This window comes from Streptomyces sp. NPDC048182, assembly GCF_043202555.1.
Taxonomy (GTDB): Bacteria; Actinomycetota; Actinomycetes; order Streptomycetales; family Streptomycetaceae; genus Streptomyces.
The window spans coordinates 86,187-110,473 of sequence record NZ_JBIDAQ010000017.1 but is presented as its reverse complement, the minus strand read 5'-3'; the positions used below and the strand labels follow the sequence as shown (position 1 = coordinate 110,473).

The 24,287-nt window shown below is 74.4% G+C and carries 20 protein-coding genes; 15 read left to right on the top strand and 5 right to left on the bottom strand.

Annotated features, from left to right (window positions below):
* Positions 1 to 43 precede the first annotated feature (43 nt).
* Positions 44 to 571 carry a TerD family protein gene (locus ACGFZL_RS27870; RefSeq protein WP_355171600.1) on the bottom strand — a complete coding sequence of 176 codons (528 nt, stop codon included), beginning with the start codon at positions 569 to 571 and terminating at the stop codon, positions 44 to 46.
* 160 nt (positions 572 to 731) lie between these two features.
* On the opposite strand from ACGFZL_RS27870, the gene ACGFZL_RS27865 reads away from it, so the two are divergent.
* The 3 genes from ACGFZL_RS27865 to ACGFZL_RS27855 all read left to right on the top strand — a co-directional run bounded on the left by ACGFZL_RS27865 (position 732) and on the right by ACGFZL_RS27855 (position 2,989).
* Positions 732 to 1,337, top strand: a complete 606-nt coding sequence (locus ACGFZL_RS27865) for a YdbC family protein (RefSeq protein ID WP_393695777.1) — start codon at positions 732 to 734, stop codon at positions 1,335 to 1,337.
* A gap of 61 nt (positions 1,338 to 1,398) precedes the next feature.
* A complete protein-coding gene (locus tag ACGFZL_RS27860; RefSeq protein ID WP_355171472.1) occupies positions 1,399 to 2,058 on the top strand; it encodes a phosphoglycerate mutase family protein in 660 nt (219 codons plus the stop codon).
* Positions 2,059 to 2,080: 22 nt separating this feature from the next.
* A complete protein-coding gene (locus tag ACGFZL_RS27855) occupies positions 2,081 to 2,989 on the top strand; it encodes an ADP-ribosylglycohydrolase family protein (protein ID WP_355171470.1) in 909 nt (302 codons plus the stop codon).
* Between the two features lie 57 nt (positions 2,990 to 3,046).
* On the opposite strand, the gene ACGFZL_RS27850 is transcribed toward ACGFZL_RS27855, so the two are convergent.
* The gene (locus tag ACGFZL_RS27850) at positions 3,047 to 4,606 is read right to left on the bottom strand and encodes an MFS transporter (protein ID WP_393695774.1); all 1,560 of its coding nucleotides are present in this window, start codon (positions 4,604 to 4,606) and stop codon (positions 3,047 to 3,049) included.
* A 145-nt stretch (positions 4,607 to 4,751) separates the two neighbouring features.
* On the opposite strand from ACGFZL_RS27850, the gene ACGFZL_RS27845 reads away from it, so the two are divergent.
* The 3 genes from ACGFZL_RS27845 to ACGFZL_RS27835 all read left to right on the top strand — a co-directional run bounded on the left by ACGFZL_RS27845 (position 4,752) and on the right by ACGFZL_RS27835 (position 6,843).
* Positions 4,752 to 5,384: a TetR/AcrR family transcriptional regulator gene (locus ACGFZL_RS27845; RefSeq protein WP_355171468.1), complete on the top strand. Its 633-nt coding sequence runs from the start codon at positions 4,752 to 4,754 to the stop codon at positions 5,382 to 5,384.
* Between the two features lie 74 nt (positions 5,385 to 5,458).
* On the top strand, positions 5,459 to 6,160 hold the full coding sequence (locus ACGFZL_RS27840; RefSeq protein WP_355171466.1) for a ribonuclease HII: 702 nt from the start codon (positions 5,459 to 5,461) through the stop codon (positions 6,158 to 6,160).
* Positions 6,161 to 6,228: 68 nt separating this feature from the next.
* On the top strand, positions 6,229 to 6,843 hold the full coding sequence (locus ACGFZL_RS27835) for a hypothetical protein (RefSeq protein WP_393695771.1): 615 nt from the start codon (positions 6,229 to 6,231) through the stop codon (positions 6,841 to 6,843).
* A 29-nt stretch (positions 6,844 to 6,872) separates the two neighbouring features.
* Here the strand turns inward: ACGFZL_RS27835 and ACGFZL_RS27830 are convergent, their stop codons facing one another.
* Entirely contained in the window at positions 6,873 to 7,487 is a 615-nt protein-coding gene (locus ACGFZL_RS27830; protein ID WP_355171462.1) for a hypothetical protein, read from the bottom strand.
* A gap of 289 nt (positions 7,488 to 7,776) precedes the next feature.
* Positions 7,777 to 9,699, bottom strand: a complete 1,923-nt coding sequence (locus ACGFZL_RS27825) for an RICIN domain-containing protein (RefSeq protein ID WP_393695769.1) — start codon at positions 9,697 to 9,699, stop codon at positions 7,777 to 7,779.
* Positions 9,700 to 9,906: 207 nt separating this feature from the next.
* On the opposite strand from ACGFZL_RS27825, the gene ACGFZL_RS27820 reads away from it, so the two are divergent.
* The 9 genes from ACGFZL_RS27820 to ACGFZL_RS27780 all read left to right on the top strand — a co-directional run bounded on the left by ACGFZL_RS27820 (position 9,907) and on the right by ACGFZL_RS27780 (position 23,802).
* Positions 9,907 to 10,509, top strand: coding sequence for a TetR/AcrR family transcriptional regulator (locus ACGFZL_RS27820; protein WP_355171458.1), 603 nt, complete (start codon positions 9,907 to 9,909; stop codon positions 10,507 to 10,509).
* 79 nt (positions 10,510 to 10,588) lie between these two features.
* Positions 10,589 to 12,805: a DEAD/DEAH box helicase gene (locus ACGFZL_RS27815; protein ID WP_393695767.1), complete on the top strand. Its 2,217-nt coding sequence runs from the start codon at positions 10,589 to 10,591 to the stop codon at positions 12,803 to 12,805.
* A 122-nt stretch (positions 12,806 to 12,927) separates the two neighbouring features.
* A complete protein-coding gene (locus tag ACGFZL_RS27810; protein WP_393695765.1) occupies positions 12,928 to 14,709 on the top strand; it encodes a DUF4192 family protein in 1,782 nt (593 codons plus the stop codon).
* Between the two features lie 366 nt (positions 14,710 to 15,075).
* Complete coding sequence (locus ACGFZL_RS27805; RefSeq protein WP_393695858.1) at positions 15,076 to 17,031, top strand: glycogen debranching N-terminal domain-containing protein; 1,956 nt, start codon at positions 15,076 to 15,078, stop codon at positions 17,029 to 17,031.
* A gap of 87 nt (positions 17,032 to 17,118) precedes the next feature.
* A complete protein-coding gene (locus tag ACGFZL_RS27800; RefSeq protein ID WP_393695763.1) occupies positions 17,119 to 17,877 on the top strand; it encodes an NUDIX domain-containing protein in 759 nt (252 codons plus the stop codon).
* Positions 17,878 to 17,967: 90 nt separating this feature from the next.
* Positions 17,968 to 19,929, top strand: coding sequence for an ATP-binding cassette domain-containing protein (locus tag ACGFZL_RS27795; protein WP_393695761.1), 1,962 nt, complete (start codon positions 17,968 to 17,970; stop codon positions 19,927 to 19,929).
* A gap of 150 nt (positions 19,930 to 20,079) precedes the next feature.
* A complete protein-coding gene (locus ACGFZL_RS27790) occupies positions 20,080 to 20,967 on the top strand; it encodes a FadR/GntR family transcriptional regulator (protein ID WP_393695759.1) in 888 nt (295 codons plus the stop codon).
* Positions 20,968 to 21,308: 341 nt separating this feature from the next.
* Positions 21,309 to 22,847 carry an RNA polymerase sigma factor gene (locus ACGFZL_RS27785; RefSeq protein WP_393695757.1) on the top strand — a complete coding sequence of 513 codons (1,539 nt, stop codon included), beginning with the start codon at positions 21,309 to 21,311 and terminating at the stop codon, positions 22,845 to 22,847.
* A 130-nt stretch (positions 22,848 to 22,977) separates the two neighbouring features.
* The gene (locus ACGFZL_RS27780) at positions 22,978 to 23,802 is read left to right on the top strand and encodes a S1 family peptidase (RefSeq protein WP_393695755.1); all 825 of its coding nucleotides are present in this window, start codon (positions 22,978 to 22,980) and stop codon (positions 23,800 to 23,802) included.
* A gap of 151 nt (positions 23,803 to 23,953) precedes the next feature.
* On the opposite strand, the gene ACGFZL_RS27775 is transcribed toward ACGFZL_RS27780, so the two are convergent.
* The gene (locus tag ACGFZL_RS27775; protein WP_055419847.1) at positions 23,954 to 24,184 is read right to left on the bottom strand and encodes a hypothetical protein; all 231 of its coding nucleotides are present in this window, start codon (positions 24,182 to 24,184) and stop codon (positions 23,954 to 23,956) included.
* Positions 24,185 to 24,287 lie beyond the last annotated feature (103 nt).

Below are 24,287 nucleotides of genomic sequence, written 5' to 3'. Positions count from 1 at the left end.
GCGCCCGCAATGGCGGGCGCCCCTTACCGTGTTTCCCGGACCGTCAGGGGCGGCGGCCCATGACCGAGGTGAACCTCGCCGGGTCGCCCTCGAAGCCGCGGACGCCGGCGTGGAACTCCCAGGCGCCCGTGGCGTCCCGCACGAACTCCGCCACCGTCGCCGCCGTCGCGGCGGGCACGCCGGTGAAGTCGTCGGTGGCCAGGTCGGTGTAGCCCTCGCGGACGCGCAGGCCCGGGGCGGCCACGCCGGCGAAGGTGCGGTCGGCCGTGCGCTGCTGGATCACCACGCCGACCACCACGCGCGCGTAGCGCACGTCGAGCCGCGCCAGCTCCAGAGTCATCACCTCGTCGAAGCCGAAGCCCTTGCCGTCCGTGCTGTCCCGGTCCAGGGCTATGGTGCCGTCCGGGGAACGGCTGTCGAAGTGCACCGCGTAGGCAGGCTCGCCGTAGGGATCGCTCGCCGAGTAGGTCGCGGCCACCAGATCCAGGTCCGTGGGCGGCTGCCCGGTCGGACTCGGGTCCCACCGCAGCGCGACCTCGACCTTGCCGACGCCCTTGCCGATGCCGTTCACGACCACGTCTCCCTCCCGCTCACCGTCGTCTGCCCCGACCTGCCAACTCCCGAACCCCGGGAGTCGGTTGACCATCCTGCCACGGTCCGGGCGGGCGGCCGGGAGGGGCGGTCCGGCCGAAGGTGACCGGCGCCGCGCCCACCGGCCTTACCATGGCGCGGTGCTGGTCAAGTGGATTCGCTGCACCGTGGTGGACCGCCGCGGGTTCGAGCGCGGGCAGCGGAAGTGGGCGGGGCTGCCGGGAGAGCCGGGTTTCCGCGGGCAGGGCGGTGGCTGGAGCCGGCGCCGGCCCGACGTGGCGCACGTCTTCGCCTTCTGGGAGAGCCGCGCCTTCTACGACTCCTTCATGGCCCGTTCCCACGACCGGCTGGCCTCCGCGCAGGCGGGCACCTTCAAGGATCCCCGGGTCCGGCTCTTCGACCACCGCTTCGACGTGAAGACCGGCTTCGAGCCGCGCTTCACCGACGCCGACGTGGTGCGGGTGGCGCACTGCCGGGTGCACGAGGAGCGGGCCGAGCACTTCGTGCTGATGCAGGAGAAGGTCTGGAACCCGGCGATGGCCGGCTCGCCCGGCATGGTCCGCGGCCTGTTCGGCGAGGCGCCGCTCGACGAGTACCTGGTGCTGTCGATGTGGCGGTCGGCCGCCGAGCACGGCAAGTACCGCGCCGAGCGGGTGGAGCGGCTGGCGCTGCGCGCCCAGACGGAGGCGGACGTCGCGGCGCTCACCGGCGACATCGTGGAGCTGGAGTCCACCTGGACGGTCTGAACGGGCGGCGTGGACGGGCGGCCCGAACAGGCGGTCCGACCTGCCCCGGTAGGGTGCCGGTATGGCACGACCACGGCGTATCGTCCTCGTCCGGCACGGGGAGTCGACCGGCAATCACGACGACTCCGTCTACGAGCGCGAACCCGACCACGCGCTGCCGCTCACCGAGCGGGGCCGGGCCGAGGCCGAGGAGACCGGCGGCCGGCTGCGCGAGGTGTTCGGGCGCGAGCGGGTCAGCGTGTACGTCTCCCCGTATCTGCGCACCCACCAGACCCTGCACTCCCTCGGCCTCGATCCGGAGCTGATACGGATCCGGGAGGAGCCCCGGCTGCGCGAGCAGGACTGGGGCAACTGGCAGGACCGCGACGAGGTGCGCAAGCAGAAGGCCTACCGGGACGCCTACGGCCACTTCTTCTACCGCTTCGCCCAGGGCGAGTCGGGCGCCGACGTCTACGACCGGGTCGGCGGCTTCCTGGAGAGCCTGTTCCGCAGCTTCGAGGAGCCCGACCACCCGCCGAACGTCCTGCTCGTCACGCACGGCCTGGCGATGCGGCTGTTCTGCATGCGGTGGTTCCACTGGACGGTCGCCGAGTTCGAGTCGCTGTCCAACCCGGGCAACGGCGAGACGCGGATGCTCGTCCTCGGCGAGGACGGCAAGTACCGGCTCGACCGTCCCTTCGAGCGGTGGCGTGACCCGGAGCCGTACGGGATCACCGGATGAAGTCCGTATAGAGTGCCGGGCGATGACCACCCACACATCTTCTGACGGGCGCCTGGAGCGGGCCCTGTCCAGCCTGCGCGGACTGTCGGTGGGGGACGCGCTCGGCTCCCAGTTCTTCGTACCCGCCAACTACCCCCTGCTGGGGCGCCGCGAACTGCCCGCCGGCACCTGGCAGTGGACGGACGACACGGAGATGGCCTGCTCCGTGGTCGCCGTCCTCGCCGCGCACCACCGCGTCGACCAGGACGCCCTGGCGCACTCCTTCGCCGCGCACCACGACTTCGACCGAGGCTACGGCCCCGCGGTCAACCGGCTCCTCCGCCTGGTCCGGGAGGGCGGCGACTGGCGGGAGCTGGCCGCCGCACTCTTCGACGGCCGGGGCTCCTGGGGCAACGGCGCCGCGATGCGGATCGCCCCGCTCGGCGCCTGGTACGCGGACGACCCCGAGCAGGCGACCCACCAGGCCGAGATCTCGGCCTACCCGACGCACCAGCACCGTGAGGCGGTGGTCGGCGCCATGGCGGTGGCCGCCGCGGCGGCGCTGGCCGCGGACCCGGCAGGACCGCCCGAGCCGCACCGGCTCCTGGACGGCGTGATCGGCCTGGTGCCGGCCCGCAGCGCGGTCGGGGCCGGGCTGCGCCGCGCGCGGGACATGCTGGACTACGCCGACACGGCCACGGTGGCGGCGGTGCTGGGCTGCGGCCGGCGGACCAGCGCGCACGACACGGTGCCTTTCGCGCTCTGGTCCGCGGCCCGTTCGCTCGGTGACTACGCATCCGCCTTCTGGTCGACGGCCCAGGCCGGCGGCGACGTGGACACCACCTGCGCCATCGTGGGCGGCGTCGTCGCCGCGCACCCGGCCGGCGCGCCGCCGGCCGGCTGGGCGGACCGGGTGGAGGCCCTGCCGGACTGGATGCGGGTCACGGCGTAGGTGCCGGGCCCCGGTCCGGCCGTCGCCCGTCGGCCCATCCCCGGCCCGCCGTGCCCGTCAGCCCATCCCCGACCCCGCCGTGCCCGCCAGGGCCTCCAGGTCGCTCTTGCGGACCCGGATCACCAGCCAGGCCGTGGCCAGGGCGAGGACGGCCATCGCGGCGGCCGGGATGAAGGCGGCCGAGATGCCCTGGGCCAGTACGTCGTGGCCCCAGGGGGCGGGCAGCTGCTGGGTCCTCGCGAACTCCGCCTTCTGCGCCGGCGAGGCGTTGGCGAGGAAGTCCGGCACCTGGCTCTTCGCCTCGTCCCGGCTCGCCGTGCCGAACACCGTGGTCAGGATGGCGAGGCCGATCGAACCGCCCACCTGCTGCATCGCGTTGAGCAGCCCGGACGCCGCGCCCGCCTCGTGCGGGGCGACCCCGGAGACCGCGGTGAGGGTCAGCGTGACGAAGTTCAGGCCCATGCCGAAGCCGAAGACCAGCATCGGGCCGAGCACGCCGCCCACGTAGGAGCTGTCCGCGCTGATCAGGGCCTGCCAGCCCAGGCCGAGCGCCGCCAGGGCGGAGCCCACCAGCATGAAGGGCTTGGGTCCGAAGACGGGCAGGAAGCGCTGCGAGAGGCCGGCGCCGATCGCGATCACCACCGTCACCGGCAGGAACGCGAGACCGGCCTGGATCGGGGTGTAGCCCAGCACGTTCTGCACGAACAGCACGATGTAGAAGAACATGCCGAACATCGCGGCGGCCAGGCACAGCATGATCACGTAGGTGCCGGAGCGGTTGCGGTCGGCGAACATCTTCAGCGGGGTGATCGGTTCCTTGGCCCGCGACTCGATGAGCACGAACGCCGCGAGCAGGACCACCGCGGCGGCGAAGGACCCGATGGTCAGGCCGTCCCGCCAGCCCTCGTCGGCGGCCCGGATGAAGCCGTAGACCAGCAGGGCCATGCCGGCCGTCGAGGTCACCGCGCCGGCGATGTCGAAGCGCCCGGTGTGCCGCTCGGACTCGTTGATGTACAGCGGCGCAAGGACCGCGATCAGCAGGCCGATCGGCACGTTGACGAAGAGCACCCAGCGCCAGTCGAGCCACTCGGTGAGCATGCCGCCGGCCAGCAGCCCGATCGCGCCGCCGCCCGCGGAGACGGCCGCGAAGACGCCGAAGGCGCGGTTGCGCTCCGGGCCCTCCGGGAAGGTCGTGGTGATCAGCGCCAGCGAGGTCGGCGACGCGATGGCGCCGCCCATGCCCTGCAGGACGCGGGCCGCGAGCAACTGCCAGGGCTCCTGGGCGAAGCCGCCGAGCAGCGAGGCGAACGTGAACAGCAGGATGCCGGTCATGAACACCCGGCGACGGCCCAGGATGTCGCCGGCCCGGCCGCCGAGCAGCAGCAGACCGCCGAAGGTGAGCGTGTAGGCGCTGACCACCCAGGTGAGGTCCGTGGTGCTGAAGTCGAGCGCTTCTTGAATGTGCGGGAGCGCGATGTTCACAATCGTCGCGTCGAGGACCACCATGAGTTGGCAGGCCGCGATGACGGCGAGTGCGATGCCGGGATGCCCGTCCCGGCGGGCCGCTCCCGGCTTCTGGTCAGGGATCAGGGAGGAAGAGGTCGAAGAGGTCGTCACTATGTGTCCCCCAGGAATGACTTAGTGAACGCTCGCGTTCACTGTTGCGTCAACCGTAGTGAGTGTTCGACAGTGAACGCAAGCGTTCACTGCACGCCGTGTCCCCGAGAGCGCCGCTCGCTCTCCGTCCCCAGGAGATGTCCCCATGGCCTCCCCGCACTGGGCGGCTTCCCCGGCCGCCCAGCCGCCCGCCCGCCGCCGTGGCGCCGTCCTGGAACGCGCCATCCTCGACGCCGCCCTGGACCAGCTCGGCACGGTCGGCTGGAACAGCCTGACGATGGAGGGCGTCGCGGCCGGCGCCCAGACCGGCAAGGCGGCGGTCTACCGGCGCTGGTCCTCCAAGGAGGAGCTCGTCGCGGACGCGCTGAGGTCCGGACTGCCCGTCTTCGACACCGTGCCCGACCTCGGCAGTGTGCGCGAGGACCTGCTGGCGCTGTGCCGCCGTGCGCGCGACGCGATGTTCTCCCGGTCCGGCTTCGCACTGCGCTCGGTCATTCACGAATGCGACAGCATGCAGGCGGAGCGCTTCCATGCGGTGATCATCAAGGGGGTCGTGGACCCCACGGTCGCGATGCTCCGTGAGGTCGTCGACCGGGGAATAGAACGGGGAGACGTCCGACCCGGGGCGGCGAACGGCTACGTCCTGGACGCCGTGCCGGCGGTGATGATGTACCGCTCGAAGATTAGCGCCTGCGAATGGACGGACCGGGAGATCGAGGAGATGATCGACCAGCTGATGGTCCCGCTGCTGCGCCCGCACGGGACCCGCGGGACCTGAGACCTCGGAGCGTCCCTGTTGTGCGGGGACCGGGGTGTCGCGGCGGTCCGGCGGCGGCGTAGGCTGAGGACGCCATGCCGTACGAACCACCCACTCACACCGTCGAGCGCTCCTTGCGTGCCACGACCGGGGCGAAGGTCATAGCCGGTGTCGACGAGGTGGGACGCGGTGCCTGGGCCGGACCGGTCACCGTCTGCGCCGCGATCACCGGGCTGCGCCGCCCGCCGACCGGACTCACCGACTCCAAGCTGCTCACCGTCAAGCGACGCACCGCCCTGGCCGCGGAGTTGTCCGGCTGGGTCACGGCGCACGCCCTGGGGCACTCCTCCCCGGAGGAGATCGACACCCTGGGCATGACCGCGGCGCTGCGACTGGCCGCGGTGCGCGCCCTGGAGGCCCTCCCGGTCCGCCCCGACGCCGTCATCCTGGACGGCAAGCACGACTACCTCGGCACGCCCTGGCGGGTCCGCACGGTCATCAAGGGCGACCAGTCCTGCGTGGCCGTCGCGGCGGCCTCGGTGCTCGCCAAGGTGCAGCGCGACAAAATGATGGCCGAACTCGGCCTCGACCATGCAGACTTCGCCTTCGCGGACAACGCCGGGTATCCCTCACCCGTGCACAAGGCCGCGCTGGCGGACCGGGGCCCCACCCCGTACCACCGGTTGTCGTGGGCGTATCTTGATGCGCTGCCCCAGTGGCGGCACCTCAAGAAGGTCCGCAGCGGGGTGGACGGAAGCGTTCCGGAAACCGACGGTCAGCTCGGCTTCGATTTCTGACGGTCCCACTCGCGGATACCCGCCACCCGGCGACGCGAGCCGCACCACTGTTTGATAGACATCAGCCCATGCCTCTCAGTCCCGAGGAGCCTCAGATTACCGAGATGGCCCAGGGTCCCCGCGCCACGCCGGCCGGCGCCCGCATCGCGCAGACCCCCCGCCCCGTTCCCGGCCCCCGTCCCGCGGCCCCGCCGCGCCCCGGCCGCCCCGGTCCCGCCCGGCCGGCGCCGCCGGTCCAGCGCACGCGCGAGACCGCCCCGGCGGCCCCGGTGGCCGCCCCCGCCCCGGCGGCCACCCCACAGATCCAGCTGATCCCGGCCTCGCCCGACGGTGCGCTCGACGCCGCCGAGGAGGCGGTGGACCTGCTCCTCGACTCGGGCCGCAACCCCGGCGAGGTGCTGGTGATCACCACCGGTGAGGCGCATCCGTGGGCCGCCCACGAGCTGTCCTTCGGCGACGCGTCCTACTGGGCGCAGCACGACGCGGGCGACGACGTCTTCTACGCGGACGCCGCCGTGGCCGCCCGTGCCGCCTCGCGGCCCGTCGTCGTGGTGGCGGTGAACGGCGGCGCCGAGTCCGCCGCGGCCACCGCGCTGTCCGCGGCGCACGGCCGGGCCGGCGCCCTGCTGATCGTCTGCGGCGACCCGCAGCGCGTCAACTCGGTGCTGGGCGCGGGCGTCTGACGCCCTGACGGGCCGCGCGGCGCGGGCGGCTAGCGCGCCGCGGCCCGGCGCAGTACCTCCGAGGCGACCCCGCCGGTCCGCGGCAGCGGCGGCGGGGCCTCCGACGTGGCGAACGGCTCCGGTGCCGACAGGGCGTTCGGGCGGCGCCCGCCCCGGCCCTCGCCCAGGACCTGCCAGCCGTCCCGGGTCAGCGTGATGTACGCCCCGCAGCGCAGTCCGTGCAGCGTGCACGCGTCGCGCAGCCCCCACATCCAGGCGCCGTCCTCCGGCGTCCACCGCGCGTCGCCCTCGCGGCAGTGCAGCAGCACCGCGGTGCGGACCGGGGCCCGGCGGCGCAGGTCGTGCGGGATGATCCGGCGCAGTTGGTCCAGGAGTGCGTTGCGGAACACCCAGCCGTCGGCCGCGGCGGCCCTGCGGGTGAACGAGGCGCTGGCGCGCAGGCGTTCGTCCGGGTCGAGCACGGCCACCACCGCGGTCGCGAGCCCCGGGCGGTGCCGTGTGTGCAGCCCGCTGACCACCTCGCGCGGGCTGCGCAGCAGCGGGATCCCGGCGGCGGCCCACTCGGCGGGTTCGAGCACCCGGGTGGCGGAGGCGGCGGACACCGGCGTGGGTGCCGCAGGGGACGAGGCGAATCCGAAGGTCACGGTTCTCCCTTCGGCTGCGCGCCCGCGCTGCGGGCGGGGTCGGATGTCGGGGGAGCGCGCACCGCAGCGAAGCCCTGCCTGATCACGGCCGGGCCGTGCGGGGAGCGGACTTCGATTCTTCCTGCCGGACCGGGATGCGGCAACGAGCAATTGGGGCCGGGGACCGTTATCGGACGATGCGTGCGCTATCTCCCCACCCGGCGTTCCTGCCCGGATGGGGAGACCCCCGGCGCGGTCAGCCGGTCGCCGGTGAGCCGGTCGCCCGTCAGCCCGTCAGCCCGTCAGCCCGTCAGCCGGTCAGGGCGAAGCGCTGGGCGGCCGAGCCGTCGCACGGGCGTTGAGACAGCTTGGCCCCGTTGGCCGTCGAACCCCCGTCCACCGCCAGGCACTTCCCGCTGTGCCGGGCCACGAAGCGGAACTGGCCGGCCGCGCCGGCCGCTTCGGGGCGCCACTGCTGGTTGCTGCCGCCGACGTAGCTCCACAGGTGCACCTTCACGCCGTCGGCGGTGGCGCCGGGACCGCCGTCGACGTCCCACACCTTGCCGTTGTGCCGGTTCACGACCTGGTAGTAGCCGCCGCTCGTCGGCCGGAACTGCCAGTACTGGTTGGCGCCGGTGGTGCAGGTCCACTGCTGGAGCGCGGTGCCGTCGGCGGTGCCCCAGTCGGCCGCGTCCAGGCAGGCGCCGCCGCCCGCGCCCGCGACGCGGTACCAGGTGGCCGGGTCGACGGTGCCGGGCGGCGGGTCGGTGGGACCGCCGTCGGTGCCGGTCCACACGAAGGTGGCGACGGCGCCCGCGGGCAGGGTGTACGCCAGGGACCTGCCGTTCTCGGTGATCGAGAACCGCTGGGCGGACGTAGCGGAGTTGACGACATAGGCGGCCCGGCTGCCGTCCGGGTTCTGGTAGACGACGTCCTGCACGCCGCCCGCGCCCTGGCTGGTGGAACCGACCCGGGTGGCGCCGGCCTTGACGAACTTGGTGAGGTGGCCGAGGACGTAGTACTCCGCGTTGCGGGTGACGTTGCCGTTCGCGATCTCCACCACGCCGTTGCACCGGTTGGCGCAGTTGCCCTGGTGCGGGCCGCCGTTCTGGTCGAGGGCGAGGTTCCACAGGACCGTCGTCTCGCCGCCGTAGCGCATGTTCTGCACCACCAGGTTCGCCGCGTGCCACTGGAGGGTGTCCGCGAAGGTCTTGGAGGTGTCGGCGCTGTCGGTGCCGGAGCACTCGGTGAAGAACACCCGCTTGCCGGCGTTCACCACCTGCTGCTGCGCGTCCGGGGTGCCGCCGTAGCAGTGGAACGCGGCGCCGATCACCCGCGCGATGCCCGACGTGCGGGAGAACACGTCCAGCGGGTAGTTCGGGTGGTCCCAGTTGTGGTCGTAGGCGAGGACGTTGGTCGGCAGGCCGTTCGCGGTCAGGGTGCGGTCGAGGACCTTCAGGAACTCGGCCTGCTCGGCCGAGGTCATCGCGGTCGACGGGTAGGTGGTGGCGAACTCGGGCTCGTTCTGGACGGTGAGGTCGGTGAGCGTGATGCCCTGCTGCCCGTACGCCTTGATCGCCTTCACCAGGTAGTCGGCGTACGCCTGGTAGCGGTCGGGGCGCAGGCCGCCGCCGTTGAGGGAGTTGCCGGTCTTCATCCAGGCGGGCGGGGACCACGGGGTGCCCATGAAGCGGATGGCCGGGTTCAGCACGGTGGCCTGCTTGAGGACCGGGATGATCTCCGCCTGGTCGTGCGCGATGGAGAACTGGCCCTGGGTGTCCTCGTACGTCCAGAAGGTGTTCGCGGCGTTGAAGTCGGTGCTGCCGAGCGGCTGGCGCAGGTAGTTGAGCCCGATGCCCTCGGCCGGGGAGAACAGCGACTTCATCAGGTCGGCGCGCCTGTCGGCCGGCAGGCCCTGGACGAGGTGCGCGGAGGCCTCGGTGACGGAGGCGCCGGCGCCGGTGAAGCGCTGGGCCCGGGTGGCGGTGTCGACGCGGATGTCGACGGCCTGGGGCGTGGCGGTGAAGGGCACGCTGCCGTCGGCGGCGAGCCGCTTGGCGCCGTCGGCGGTGGTGACCCAGACCTGGGCGGCGGGGTCGGCGGCCTGGGCGGTGCCGGTGGCGGTCGCGGTGGCGGTCGCTGTGCCGCCGAGGGCGGCGGCGAGGGTGAGGGCGAGGGCGGCGCGACGGATTCTCGGGGGGCGGTGACTTCGGGGCGGGCTCTGTGGGGACACGGTGCGGCTCTCCTTCGGTGGGGGTTCCGGCAGCCCTTCGGTGAGGGTTCCGGCAGCCTGGGCGGCGCCATGAAAGCACACCTACTAAGTGGTTAGTAAGTGGTCTGCATCACATTGCTGCCGTCTCTCCCGCGGCCTGCCCCTAAGCTCGTGCGCGTGAGCAACCAGCCAGGAGGCAGGCCGGCGCGCGGGCCTCGGCGGCCCCGCGTGCCGCGCAGCCCCGAAGCCCAGCAGCGGCAGCGCGACATCCTCCGCATCGCCATGGACACGTTCGCGGCGCGCGGTTACCACAACGCCTCCCTCGCGGAGATCGCCGACCGCGCCGACCTCACCCAGGCCGGCGTGCTGCACTACTTCCGCAGCAAGGCGCTCCTGCTCACCAGCGTCCTGGAGCTGCGCGACCAGACCGACATCGAGCAGCTCGGCCCGGAACGGCCGCACGGCCTGGCCTTCCTGCGCCACCTCGTGGACACCGCGCACCGCAACGCCGAGCGCGAGGGCATCGTGCGGCTGTACGCGGTGCTCTCCGCCGAGTCCGTCACCGACGACCACCCCGCCCAGCAGTACTTCCGCGACCGCTACAGCGGCCTGCGGGCCTTCGTCGCGGACGCGCTGCGCGAGGCGTGCGGGCTGCCGGGCGACGACCCGCGCGCGGAGCATGCCGCGAACGCCGTCATCGCCGTCATGGACGGGCTCCAGGTGCAGTGGCTGCTCAGTCCCGACGCGGTGGACATGGCCGCCTCGACCGACCTGGCGGTGTCCGCGCTGCTGACGGCGTTCGCGCCGGGGAGGTTTCCGGCGGCGGGTTGACGGTGTCCGGGCCCGACCCGCGCCCGGGGCATACGGCCCGAAGTGGCCGACCGCGGGGGCGATCGGGTTGCATGGGGGCATGAACGACCACGAGCCGGGCCCGGACGCCGGCGCGCAGCACCCCGGCGGCGCGCAGCACCCCACCGACACCCTGCGCACCGAAGCCGACGCCGTCCTCGCCGAGCTGGTCGGCGACCCGAGCGGCACGGCGCGGCTGCGGGAGGACCAGTGGCAGGCGGTGGCGGCCCTGGTGCGCGAGCACCGGCGGGCGTTGGTGGTGCAGCGCACCGGCTGGGGCAAGTCGGCGGTGTACTTCGTCGCCACGGCGCTGTTGCGCCGGCGCGGCGCGGGCCCGACGGTCATCGTCTCCCCGCTGCTGGCGTTGATGCGCAACCAGGTGGAGGCCGCCGGGCGGGCCGGCATCCGCGCCCGCACCATCAACTCGGCCAACCCGGAGGAGTGGGACACCATCCACGCCGAGGTCGACCGCGGCGAGACCGACGTTCTCCTGGTCAGCCCCGAACGCCTCAACTCCGTCGACTTCCGCGACCAGGTGCTGCCCGGACTCGCCGCCACCACCGGGCTGCTGGTCGTGGACGAGGCGCACTGCATCTCCGACTGGGGCCACGACTTCCGCCCCGACTACCGCCGGCTGCGCGCGATGCTGGCCGAACTCCCCTCCGGCACGCCGGTGCTGGCCACCACCGCGACCGCCAACGCGCGCGTGACGGCCGACGTGGCCGATCAACTGGGCACCGGCGCGGGCGAGGCCCTGGTGCTGCGCGGCCCGCTGGAACGGGAGAGCCTGCGGCTCGGCGTCGTGCGGCTGCCCGACGCCGCGCACCGCCTGGCCTGGCTCGCCGAGCACCTGGACGAGCTGCCCGGGTCGGGCATCGTCTACACCCTCACCGTGGCCGCCGCCGAGGAGGCCACCGCCTATCTGCGCGGGCGCGGCCTGCGGGTGGACTCGTACACCGGCCGCACGGAGAACGCCGACCGGCTCCAGGCGGAGAACGACCTGCTGGGCAACCGGGTCAAGGCGCTCGTCGCCACCTCGGCGCTCGGCATGGGCTTCGACAAGCCCGACCTGGGCTTCGTCGTCCACCTCGGCTCGCCGTCCTCCCCGATCGCCTACTACCAGCAGGTCGGCCGGGCCGGGCGCGGCGTCGCCCACGCCGACGTCCTGCTGCTGCCCGGCAAGGAGGACGAGGCGATCTGGCGCTACTTCGCCGACACCGCCTTCCCGCCCGAGGCCCAGGTCCGCCAGACCCTCGCGGCCCTCGCCGAGGCGGGCCGGCCGCTGTCCGTGCCGGCCCTGGAGGCGGTGGTCGACCTGCGCCGCACCCGGCTGGAGACCATGCTGAAGGTGCTCGACGTGGACGGCGCCGTCAAGCGGGTGAAGGGCGGCTGGACCGCCACCGGGGAGCCCTGGGCGTACGACGCCGAGCGCTACGCCTGGGTCGCCCGGCAGCGCGCGGCCGAGCAGCAGGCCATGCGGGACTACGTCGGCACGGACGCGTGCCGGATGGAGTTCCTGCGCCGCCAACTCGACGACGAGGGCGCGGCCCCGTGCGGCCGGTGCGACAACTGCGCCGGGGCGTGGGCGGACCCGGGCGTCTCCGCCGAGGCGCTGACCGGGGCCGTCAAGGAGCTGGACCGCCCCGGCGTCGAGGTCGAGCCGCGCCGCATGTGGCCCACCGGCATGCCGGCCCTGGGCGTCGACCTCAAGGGCCGCATCCCGGCCGGCGAACAGGCCGCCACCGGGCGTGCCCTGGGGCGGCTGTCGGACATCGGCTGGGGCAACCGCCTGCGCCCGCTGCTCGCGGAGCACGCCGCCGACGGCCCGGTGCCGGACGACGTCCTGCGGGCCGTGGTGGACGTCCTCGCCGACTGGGCCCGCTCCGCCGGGGGTTGGGCGCCGAACGTCCCCGACGCCACCGCCCGGCCGGTCGGCGTCGTGGCCGTGCCCTCCCTGACCCGCCCGCACCTGGTCGGCTCCCTGGCCGAGGGGGTGGCCCGCGTCGGCCGGCTGCCCTTCCTCGGCGCCCTGGCGCACACCGGGCCCGACGGCCCCCATGTGGCGCGCCGCAGCAACTCCGCGCAACGGCTGCGGGCGCTGTCCGCCGCCTTCGCCGTCCCGGACGACCTGGCCGCCGCGCTGGCCGTGACACCGGGGCCCGTGCTGCTGGTGGACGACTTCACGGACTCCGGCTGGACGCTGGCGGTCGCGGCGCGGCTGCTGCGGCGGGCCGGGGCGGGGGGTGTGCTGCCGCTGGTGCTGGCCGCGGCGGGGTGAGCGGGGGAGGGCCCCGGGTCGGGCGGGGTCTCGCGGTCGGCAGTCGGCGGTCGGAAGTCGGCAGTCGGTGGGGGTTATCCACAGGCCAACCGGAATTCTGGAATCCGCGAGATCGTCGAGCCATGACGAACCACAGCGAAACGACAGGAACTCCCGGCAACTCTGGCAACCCCGGCAACTCCGGCGACGGTGAGGGAGATGCCGAGGGCGTTGCCGGCATCGAGCATCAGATCACCCTGCGCACCCCGGCCGAACTGGCCGACGCCCTGCCCTACCTGCTCGGCCACCGCCCGGAGGACAGCATCGTCCTGGCCGCCCTGCGCGACCGGGACGGCGGCGGACGCTTCGGCGGCCGGGCCCGGCTCGGGATCCCCGCGAACAGCGACGACTGGGCCGGCGCGGCGGGCCAGTTGGTCCACGGCCTGGTGACCGGCAGCGAACGCCGGGGCGTCCGGCCCGAGCAGATGGTGGTCTACCTCTGCCAGGAACCGCCGCCGGGCGGGACCGGCCAAGAGGTGATGACCAGGCTCAGGCCGCTGGCCCAGCAGCTCAGGGTCGCCTGCGGCGCACTCGACGTCCCGGTGGTCGAGGCGCTGTGCCTCTCGGACGGCCGCTTCTGGTCCTACTGCTGTGACGACCAGGCGTGCTGCCCCGCCGAGGGCACCCCGATGGGCCTGGCGGGCACCTCGGTGCTGGCCGCCGCCGCCACGTACGCCGGGGTCCAGGTGCGGGGTTCGCTCAGGGAACTGCGCGCCCGGCTGCTGCCGCGCGAGGATCCGAGTGTCCCCGCGCAGAAGGCGGCCCTGGACGCGACCGCCGCCTCGGTGGCCGTCCGGATCCTCGACGACGCCGGGCCCGGCCGCGTGCAGCTCGCCGAGGAGACGCTGGCCCTCGCGGAGCGGGTCATGCGCCGGCTGGCCGCTGCCCCGCCCGTGCCCGCGGCGTCCGCGGCGGACGCGCGGGACGACGGGCTGCTCGGTCACGACGAGGCGGCGGCGCTCATCCTCGGCCTCCAGGACCGCACCACCCGGGACAGCGCGGCGGCATGGATGGAGGGCGAGGACGCGGCACCCGCGCTGCGCCTGTGGCGGGCGCTGGCCCGCCGCTGCGTCGGGCCGTACGGGGAGCACGCGGCCGCGCCGCTCACCCTCGCCGGGTGGGTCGCCTGGTCGACCGGGGACGAGTTGGAGGCCCGCGAGGCCCTGGCCATGGCGCTGGGCGCCGACCGGGACTACCTCTTCGCCCGGCTCCTGCACCAGGCGTGCAACGAAGGGCTGGACCCGGAGACGATCCGCCGGTGCCTGCGCGCCGGAACGGAGGCTGACGGGGCGGGGGCGTCGGCGGCCGGGGCCGGGTCCGACGTCCCGGTGGCCGGGGCTGGGCGCGGCGCCCCAGTGGTCGGGGCGGGGTCCGACGTCCCGTTGGTCGGGACGGGTGCCGACGTCCCGATGGTCGGGGCCGGGTCCGACGCCCCAGTGGCCGGGACCGGACCCGCCGCCCCGGTGTCCGAGTCCGGTACCGACGCCCCAACGATCACTACCGGTTGGGGCCACCCCGACGCCGGCCGCCCCACCCCCGATGCCCGTCATGCCAACGTCGGCCGACCCACCCCCGATGCCGGCCGCCCCACCTCCGATGCCGGCCATGCCGACGCCGACCCGTCGGCCGCATCTGACGCCGATCCGTCGGCCGTACCCGACCCGGCGCCCGGCCGGCGCCGTCGCATCCGCCCGGCGGCGCCCCCGAGTGGCCCCCGGCGCCACGCCCGGACCACCCCCCGCCGCACACCGGCGCCGGGCGCCGCACGTACTTCCGGTACGGGCGCGGGCGTGGGCGTGGGCGCGAACCATCGGGCCGGTACCGGCGGCACATCCGGCGAGCCGCAGACGCGTCCCTCGGCGTGACCCTCCCCCCTTCGGACGCCGTGACCCCGCCCGCGCCCGGGCATGTTCCCGGCCCCTCGGCGTGACCCCGAGGGCGTCCACCCCGTTCATCTGTGGGGCGGTTGCCCGCGTCGGCCGGGAGCACGGCCCGTCCGTTCCCGCCGACCATCACCCGGCGCCGCCAGGTCACCCACGGCGCACAGAGCGCGGAGGAAGCCGCACATGGACCAGCCGACGTCGCCCGCCGGCGGACTCGTCCCCCCGATCCTCGGACAGCGAGCGGCGCAGGGCCCCGCCCCCGACCCGAAGGCGTCGGCTCCCGCCACCCCACGACCGTCACCGACACCCCCACCACCCCCACCGGCCGCGGCACGCCGACCGCGCGAGGTGCCGCCCGTGCACACGGCCCTGATCGGCGTCGCCCTCCCGCACCTCACCGTCTCCCCGGAGCACGGCCAACTGACCGGCGCCGGCGTCGAAGGGTTCTACCGCGCGGGCAGACGGCTGCTGTCCCGATGCCGGCTGCGCGTGGCCGGACGCGACCCGGTTGCCTCCCAGGCCGGCATGACCGGTGCCGACCGCACCCGGTTCGTGTCGACGGTGCGCACACCGTCGGCGCCGGGCCCGGACCCGGACGTCATGGTCGAGCGAGTCCGCCACGCCGAGGGCACGGAGCGGCTCACCCTGCGCAACTTCTCGCCCCGGCCGCTGCGCCTGCCCGTCGAGGTGGCCCTCGGCACCGACCTGGCCGACCTCGGGGCCATCGCCTCGGGCGGCGCCGGGCCCGACCTGCCGGCCAGCGTCCACGACGCGGGGCTGCGCTGGGCCTCGGCGGCGGGCAGCGTGTCGGTCACGGCGACGCCGGCCCCCGCCGACGCCCTGGCCTCCGCCGGTCTGCTGCGCTGGGAGTTCCCGCTCCCTCCGGGCGGGGAGGTGACGGTGGAGCTGCGGGTCCGCCAGGAGGGCACCGGCCCGGTCCGCCCACCGGGCCGCGCCACCCCGGGCGTGTTCGCCCCCGCGCGGGCCACCGGCGACGACCCGGCCGTCGACACCCTCCTGCGCACCTGCGTCGAAGACCTCCGGGCGCTGCTCGTCCGCGCCCCGGCACACCCGGCCGACCTCCACCTCGCGGCGGGCGCCCCCTGGCGGGCCGGCGGTCCGGCACCGGCCGAGGCACTGGCCGCCGCCCGGATGGCGCTGCCCCTGGGGACGCGGCTGGCCGCCGGCACCCTGCGCGCCCTGGCCCGCACCCAGTACACGGGCCCGGGCCCCCGGGGCGGCCTGATCCCCGGCCCGCGCCGGGACGCCGGCCCGCACCTACCGCCCGGCTGCACCGGCACGGAGGCGACCCTGCTCTTCCCCGTCCTCCTCGCCGAGGCCCGCCGCTGGGGGCTCACCGACCGGGAGACCGAGGAGCTGCTGCCCGCCGCCGAGCGGTGTCTGCGGCGGTTGCCCGACACCGTCGGCGACGGCGTGTACGTGACCGACTGGACGGGCGACGCGGGCCCCGGAGGGCTCGCCCGGTGTGAGATCCAGGCGCACGCCCACCGGGCCGCCCTGCTGGGGGCCGAGCTGCTCGACGCCTGCGGGAGACCGGGCGGCCGGGGCCTGCGGGAGTGGGCGGAGCGGCTGCGCGGCGCCTTCCGGCGGGAGTTCTGGATCGAGGACCCGTCCGGCGGCCGGCCCGCCGCGGCCCGCACGGCGGACGGGCGTCTCGTGCCGCACCTCGGCGCCGCCGCCGCGCACCTCCTCGACACCGGGCTGCTCGCCGGCGGCGCCCTGGCGCCCGGACTGCTCGACGCCGCGCAGACCGGCCGGCTGGCCCGGCTGCTCGCGAGCCCGGCGATGGACTCGGGCTGGGGGCTGCGGAGCCTGTCGGCGCGGGAGGCCGAGTACAACCCGTTCGGGCACCGGGCCGGAGTCGTGCGGGTCCAGGAGACGGCGGTCGCGGTGGCCGGTCTCGCCGCCGCCGGGCACGAGAGGGAGGCCACCTCGCTGCTGCGCGGCGTGCTCGCCGCGGCCGGCGGCTTCGGGCACCGGCTCCCGGAGATGTACGCCGGCGAGCAGCGCACCGGGCACGGCGCCCCCGTGCCCCACCCGGCGGCCTGCCGCCCCGCCGCCACGGCCGCCGCCGCACCGGTGCTGCTCCTGACCACGCTGACCGGCGTCCGCCCCGACGCCCCGGCCGGCACCGTGACCCTGCGCCCCCTGCCCGGCGCCCCGCTGGGCGAGCTGGGCCTGACGGGACTGCGCGTCGCGGGGGCCCCGTTCTCCGTCCGGGTCAGCCGGCTGGGCCTGGCCATGGTCGAGGAGGCCGCCGACGGGCTCCAGCTGGGGGTGTGACCCGGACCGGCGAGAGGGGGAGGACCGGCCGGCGGCGGGACCGTCCGAAAGAGTGTTTATCGTCAGGCAGACGACTATGATCGCCGCATGCCCTACGACCCGTCAGCCTTCCCGCCCTTCGCCGTCACCGTGGACCTGGTCGTGCTGACCGTGCGCCGCCACTCCCTGTGCGCGCTGGCGGTGCGCCGGGGTGAGCCGCCCTTCCAGGGCCGCTGGGCGATGCCGGGCGGCTTCGTCCGGGAGGACGAGGACCTCGCGCAGGCGGCGGCGCGGGAGCTGGCCGAGGAGACCGGGCTGCGGGCCCACGACCCGGGGGCCCCGAGCCAGGACAACGGTGCCCACCTGGAGCAGCTCGCCACCTACGGCGACCCGGACCGCGACCCGCGGATGCGCGTGGTCAGCGTCGCCCACCTCGCCCTGGCCCCCGACCTGCCGGCGCCCCGGGCGGGCGGCGACGCCGGCGACGCGCGCTGGGCACCGGTCGAGGAACTGCTGGAGCAGGGCGGCCCCGGCCTCGGCGGCGAACCGTCGGCGCCGCTCGCCTTCGACCACGCGAAGATCCTCGCCGACGGGGTGGAACGGGCCCGCTCCAAGATCGAGTACTCCTCGCTGGCCACCGCGTTCTGCCCGCCCGAGTTCACCGTCGGCGAGCTGCGCCGGGTCTACGAGGCGGTGTGGAGCGTGGCCCTCGACCCGCGCAACTTCCACCGCAAGGTGACCGGCACCCCCGGCTTCCTCGTGCCGACCGGCGGCACGACGACCCGGCAGGGCGGCCGTCCCGCCCAGTTGTTCCGGGCCGGCGGCGCCACCCTCCTCAACCCCCCGATGCTGCGCCCGGAGGCGTGAGGCCGCGCCGGCCGCCCGCGTCGTCCCGGCGAAGACGCCGCCCGGGGCCAGTTGTGCCGGAATGGCCGGATTTGGCGCTATGTTGCTGCGGTGATCCAGGTCTTCGGATTGACCAGTAGCCCCCGCAAGGACCTCCCGCCCGCCGTCGACGACATCTCGTTCGAGGCGCGCGCGGGCCGGGTGACCGCACTGCTCGGAGCGGCCGGCGCCGGCAAGACGACGGCGCTCAGACTCATGCTCGAACTCCAACAGGGCCGCGGCATCACCTACTTCCGGGGCCGCCCCCTGCACCGCATCGCCCACCCCTCACACGAGGTCGGCGTGCTCCTCGGCGACGTGCCGGGGCATCCGGCGCGCACCGTCCGCGGCCACCTGAGGATGATGTGCGCCGCGGCCGGAGTGCCCGTCCGCCGGGGCGACGAGGTCATGGAGGCCGCCGGTCTGGCCGGCCTGCGCGACGAACGCCTCGGCACCCTCTCCCGCGGCATGGACCGGCGCCTCGGACTGGCCTGCGCCCTGCTCGCCGACCCGCACACCCTGGTGCTCGACGACCCGGCCGCCACCCTCGGCGCCCGGGAGGCACGCCGGCTGCACGAGGCGTTGCGCGCCCACGCCGTCCAGGGCGGGGCGGTGCTGTTCACCACCGCCGACCCCAAGGAGGCCGCGCGCGCCGCCGACCAGGTGGTCACGCTGGACAAGGGGCGCGTCGTCGCCGACCAGGCCGCCGCGGACTTCTCCCGCACCCGGCTGCGCCCCCGCGTCGTCGTCCGCAGCCCGCACGCCGCCCGCCTGGCCGCCCTGTTGACCAAGGAGGCGCGGGCGGACCGCCGTTCCGTCGAGATCGTGCGCGAGGGCGGAAACCGGCTGGCGGTGTACGGCAGTACCTGCGCGGACGTCGGCGACACCGCCTTCCGCCACGGCGTGCTCGTCCACCAACTGGCCGACCAGGTCGGCGACATGGGGCCCGGCGCCGCTGACGGACCGGCGGGAGGGGCCTCCGGCGGGGTGCCCCCGACCGGTCACGCCGTCGCCGCGGACCTCATCGAGGTACAGCAGCCCGAAGCGTCTCAGCCAACCCGGCCGCCTCACCCCTCGCCCGAAGACGCACCGACCCCCACCGAACCGTCCCAGCCGCTTCACGACGCACCTGAAGGCACGCCGACCCCGGCGTCCTCGCCGGCCGTCGGCGGCGCCGCCTCCCGCCGCCCCTCCCTCAACCCCGCCCCCCGCTCCGCCCGCACCGGCCTCCCCGTCCTCCCGCCCCCCATCTCCGTCCGCTCCGCCCCCAGCCCCCTGTCCCCGGTCCGCTACGAGCTCCGCCGTGCCGCCGGGGTGCGCGCCGGCTTCCTGACCGGCGCCCTCGTGCTGGCCCTGTCGGCCGTGACCGCCGTGGTCCTCGCGCGCGTCGGGCACACCCCCCAGCCGCGCCTGCTGGCGGCCTGGCCGAGGGAACTGCCGCTGCCGCCCGCCGCACTCGGCGCCGGGCTGCTCGGCGCGCTGGCCTCCGGCGACGAGTTCCGCCACCCCGCCCTGGCCGCCGACCGCGGCACGGTGCCCCGTCGCATGGGGCTGCTGACCGCCAAGCTCCTCGTCTCCGGCGTCGTCGCGCTGATCCTCGCCGCGCTCACGGTCGGCGGGGACGCCGCGCTGCTGCACCTGTTCTACGGGCGGGAACTGAGCCGGGTCCCCGCCGACTGGCCGGCGCTCGGCGCCGGTTGGCTCGCCCTCGTCGTCGGCTGCGCGTGGTCCGGCGTGCTGGCCGCGGGCGTCTTCCGGTCCACGACGGCCGGACTGGCCGCGGTGGTCGCCGTGCCCGTCCTCGGCGTACCGCTCGTACAGAAGCTCTGGGGCGGGCCGTCCGTGCGAGACGCCGCCGGACTGCCGCTCCGGGTGCGCGAGACGCTGCTCACGCAGTGGCCCTTCGGCGGGCAGCGTCAGGTGGCCGAGGTGCTGCGGGTGCTGGGCCAACCCGTGGGCGGGGCCATGACGTTGTCGCTGACCACGCTGCTCTGCGCCTACCTCCTGACCACCCTGCGCCGTCGCGCTCGGTGACGGCCGCGGTCCGACGATGTGCACAACTCCCCGGGGAAAGCCCAATTCTTTCCGATAAGGCGTCAATTGCGACGGGGTGAGCGATCACCCTTTCGTGTGCTTTTCACCAAAGACCTCAAGGGAGTTGGAACCGGCGCCGACAAAGGATGCGTGAGTACCCTTGCGCACACCATGATGACCGCCGCCCGCTCCGCCGACTCCGGCCTCGCGACCCCGGGCGAACTCGACCGCTACCCCTTCGCGGAGGCGCCCGCCGTCGACCGTGTCGGGACACCCGCCTGGGAAGGGGTGGAATCCGACCTCGGCCGCGTGGGCCGGCGCACCGCGGGCAGCCGCGGTCGCGGGCTGCACGGACAACTCGTCCAGCAGCTGGGTCAGATGATCGTCTCCGGCGACCTGGGCGCCGACCGGCCGCTGGTGCCCGAGGAGATCGGCCAGCGTTTCGAGGTGTCCCGGACCGTCGTCCGCGAGTCGCTGCGCGTCCTGGAGGCCAAGGGCCTGGTCAGCGCCCGCCCGAACGTGGGCACGCGGGTACGACCCGTGAGCGACTGGAATCTCCTGGACCCGGACATCATCGAGTGGCGCGCCTTCGGCCCGCAGCGCGACGACCAGCGCCGCGAGCTGAACGAGCTGCGCTGGACGATCGAGCCGCTCGCCGCCCGGCTCGCCGCCGGGCACGGGCGCGAAGAGGTCCAGCAGCGCCTGTCCGACATGGTGGGGATCATGGGCCACGCGATGAGCCAGGGCGACGCGCTCACCTTCTCCCGCGCCGACGCCGAGTTCCACGGCCTGCTCATCCAGGTCGCGGGCAACCGCATGCTGGACCACCTCTCCGGGATCGTGACCGCCGCCCTCCAGGTCTCCGGCGGCCCGGTCACCGGCTGCGACCGGCCGAACGACGCCTCGCTGGCGCAGCACGGCCGGATCGTCGACGCGCTGGCCGCCGGAGACGGCGGCGCCGCCGAGGCCGCCATGCGGCAGCTGCTGACCGTCCACCCCGAGGTGGAGCGCGTGGTGCCCGCCCCGCGCGAGCACTGAGCCGCCGCCGGACCCCGCCGCCGGACCCCGCCGGGACGCTGACGATCCGGCGGGGTCCGACGTCTTCCGGTGTCGTTCTCTGAACAGATTCATGCGCTTCTGACAGGTTTTGCATGCTTACGGGGTGTGACTCGGGCCACGCGGATTGGGCGTAACGCTCGTGGGGGCAGCGCGATGACCTAAGAGGTGACAGCCGCGGAAGGAATACAGACGCCGTTCACGGCGCTGTGTCTCTCCCCAGTCCCCGCCCGCGCCGTCGGCCCATCCCCAAGCCGGCGGTCGGCTCCCGTCCCTCGCGGACGGTGCCGGAAGCCGTTTTCCAACGTTCCGAGAGGTTGTTCGTGTCGGCCAGCACATCCCGTACGCTCCCGCCGGAGATCGCCGAGTCCGTCTCTGTCATGGCGCTCATCGAGCGGGGAAAGGCTGAGGGGCAGATCGCCGGCGACGACGTGCGTCGGGCCTTCGAAGCTGACCAGATTCCGGCCACTCAGTGGAAGAACGTACTGCGCAGCCTCAATCAGATCCTCGAGGAAGAGGGTGTGACGCTGATGGTCAGTGCCGCAGAGCCCAAGCGCACCCGCAAGAGCGTCGCAGCGAAGAGTCCCGCCAAGCGCACCGCCACCAAGGCGGTCGCGGCGAAGCCGGTGACCAGCAGGAAGCCGACCGCCCCCGCCGCCCCGGAGGCGCCCGTCGCCGAGCCCGAGGCCGAGGAGGAGGCCACCGCCACCAAGGCGGCGGCCAAGAAGACCACCGCCAAGAAGGCGGCCGTGAAGAAGACGGCGACCGCCAAGAAGACGGCCGCGAAGAAGACCGCCGCCAAGAAGGAGGACAGCGAGCTTCCCGAGGACGAGGCGGCCGAGGAGCCGAAGGCCGCCACCGAGGAGCCCGCCGAGGGAGCCGAGCAGGCGGGCTTCGTCCTGTCCGACGACGACGAGGACGACGCGCCGGCCCAGCAGGTCGCCGCCGCGGGCGCCACCGCCGACCCGGTCAAGGACTACCTCAAGCAGATCGGCAAGGTCCCCCTGCTCAACGCCGAGCAGGAGGTCGAGCTGGCCAAGCGCATCGAGGCGGGGCTGTTCGCCGAGGACAAGCTGGCCAACTCGGACAAGCTCGCCCCCAAGCTCAAGCGCGAGCTGGAGATCATCGCCGAGGACGGCCGCCGCGCCAAGAACCACCTCCTGGAGGCCAACCTCCGCCTGGTGGTCTCCCTGGCCAAGCGCTACACCGGCCGCGGCATGCTCTTCCTGGACCTCATCCAGGAGGGCAACCTCGGTCTGATCCGCGCGGTCGAGAAGTTCGACTACACCAAGGGCTACAAGTTCTCCACGTACGCCACCTGGTGGATCCGGCAGGCGATCACCCGCGCCATGGCCGACCAGGCCCGCACCATCCGCATCCCGGTGCACATGGTCGAGGTCATCAACAAGCTCGCGCGCGTGCAGCGCCAGATGCTCCAGGACCTGGGCCGCGAGCCCACCCCGGAGGAGCTGGCCAAGGAACTCGACATGACCCCGGAGAAGGTCATCGAGGTCCAGAAGTACGGCCGCGAGCCGATCTCCCTGCACACCCCGCTCGGCGAGGACGGCGACAGCGAGTTCGGCGACCTCATCGAGGACTCCGAGGCCGTCGTCCCGGCCGACGCGGTCAGCTTCACCCTCCTCCAGGAGCAGCTGCACTCGGTGCTCGACACCCTGTCCGAGCGCGAGGCGGGCGTGGTCTCCATGCGCTTCGGCCTCACCGACGGCCAGCCGAAGACCCTGGACGAGATCGGCAAGGTCTACGGCGTGACGCGCGAGCGCATCCGCCAGATCGAGTCCAAGACCATGTCGAAGCTGCGCCACCCGTCGCGCTCCCAGGTGCTGCGCGACTACCTCGACTAGGTCGCGCACGACGCCCGGGGCCCGGTTCCGCCACCCGCGGAGCCGGGCCCTTCGCATGCCCAGCGGGTGCGGGGCCGGACCCGCTGCATGACTCTGGGTGCTCCATCACCACTCGCAGTGAGGAGCCTGCATGCGTCGCCTCTTCACCCGGGCCCTGGCCCGGCCGCTGGTCTTGGCGGCCGCCGCCACCGCGATACCGCTGGTGTCCGCCGTGCCCGCAGCCGCCGACAGCATCGTCGTCGGGGGCTTTCCGGTCGACGTGTCCGAGAGTCCCTGGACCGTGGCCCTGTCCAGCCGTGACCGGTTCGGGGGTAGCCGGGCGGGTCAGTTCTGCGGGGGAGTGGCCGTCGGCCGCACCACCGTGCTCACCGCGGCCCACTGCCTGCGCGAGGAGGTGCTCGGCTCGCCGCCCGACCGCGTGCCCGACCTCAAGGTCATCGCGGGCCGCACGGACCTGCGCGCGGACGCCGGCCGTGAGATCCCCGTACGCGGCGTCTGGGTGAACCCGGCGTACGACACCGTCTCCAAGGCCGGTGACTTCGCCGTGCTCACCCTGTCCGAGGCGCTGCCGGAGGGTTCCGCCATCGGGATGGCGGCCGAGGGCGACACCGCCTACGCGGCCGGCACGGAGGCGCTGGTCTACGGCTGGGGGGACACCTCGGGCGCCGGGGAGTACGCGAACGGGCTGCGCGCGGGACGCGTGCACGTCCTCGCCGACTCGCTCTGCCGCCGGGCGTACCCGGGCAGCGGTGACGGCAGGTACCTGTCCGGCTCCATGCTGTGCGCGGGCGAGGAGGAGGGCGGCCGGGACGCCTGCCAGGGCGACAGCGGCGGGCCGCTGGTCGCGCGGGGTCGCCTCGTCGGCCTGGTGTCGTGGGGGAGCGGCTGCGCCCGTCCGGGCAGTCCCGGGGTCTACACGCGCGTCTCCGCCGCGCTGCGGACGCTGGGGTGGTGACCCCGGCCCGGGTGGCCGACGGTCCCTGTGAGGCCCGCTGAGAGGCTCTGGAGGTCCCGGACACGAGCACGGGCGGCCGTCCCCGTTGACGGGGGACGGCCGCCCGTTGTGTCGGCCTGTGCCGACTCGCTCGTCGTCGGACGCGTAGTGCCTAGCGCTCTTCCTCGGGGGAAGACTCCGGAACGGCCGTCAGCCGCTCCGTCTCGTCCTGTATCTCAGCGGCGATCTTCTTGAGTTCCGGCTCGAACTTGCGTCCGTGATGGGCGCAGAAGAGCAGTTCTCCGCCGCTCAGCAGGACGACGCGCAGGTATGCCTGGGCGCCGCAGCGGTCGCATCGGTCGGCGGCCGTCAGCGGGCTTGCGGAAGTCAGAACAGTAGTCACGTCGCCTCTTCTCTAGCTCGACGAGCTGTCGTACCAGGGTCAACATCCAACCAGCCCCAAAACGTTCCCGCTCGTGGCTTTTCCTCGAACTTTTCTTCCGAGG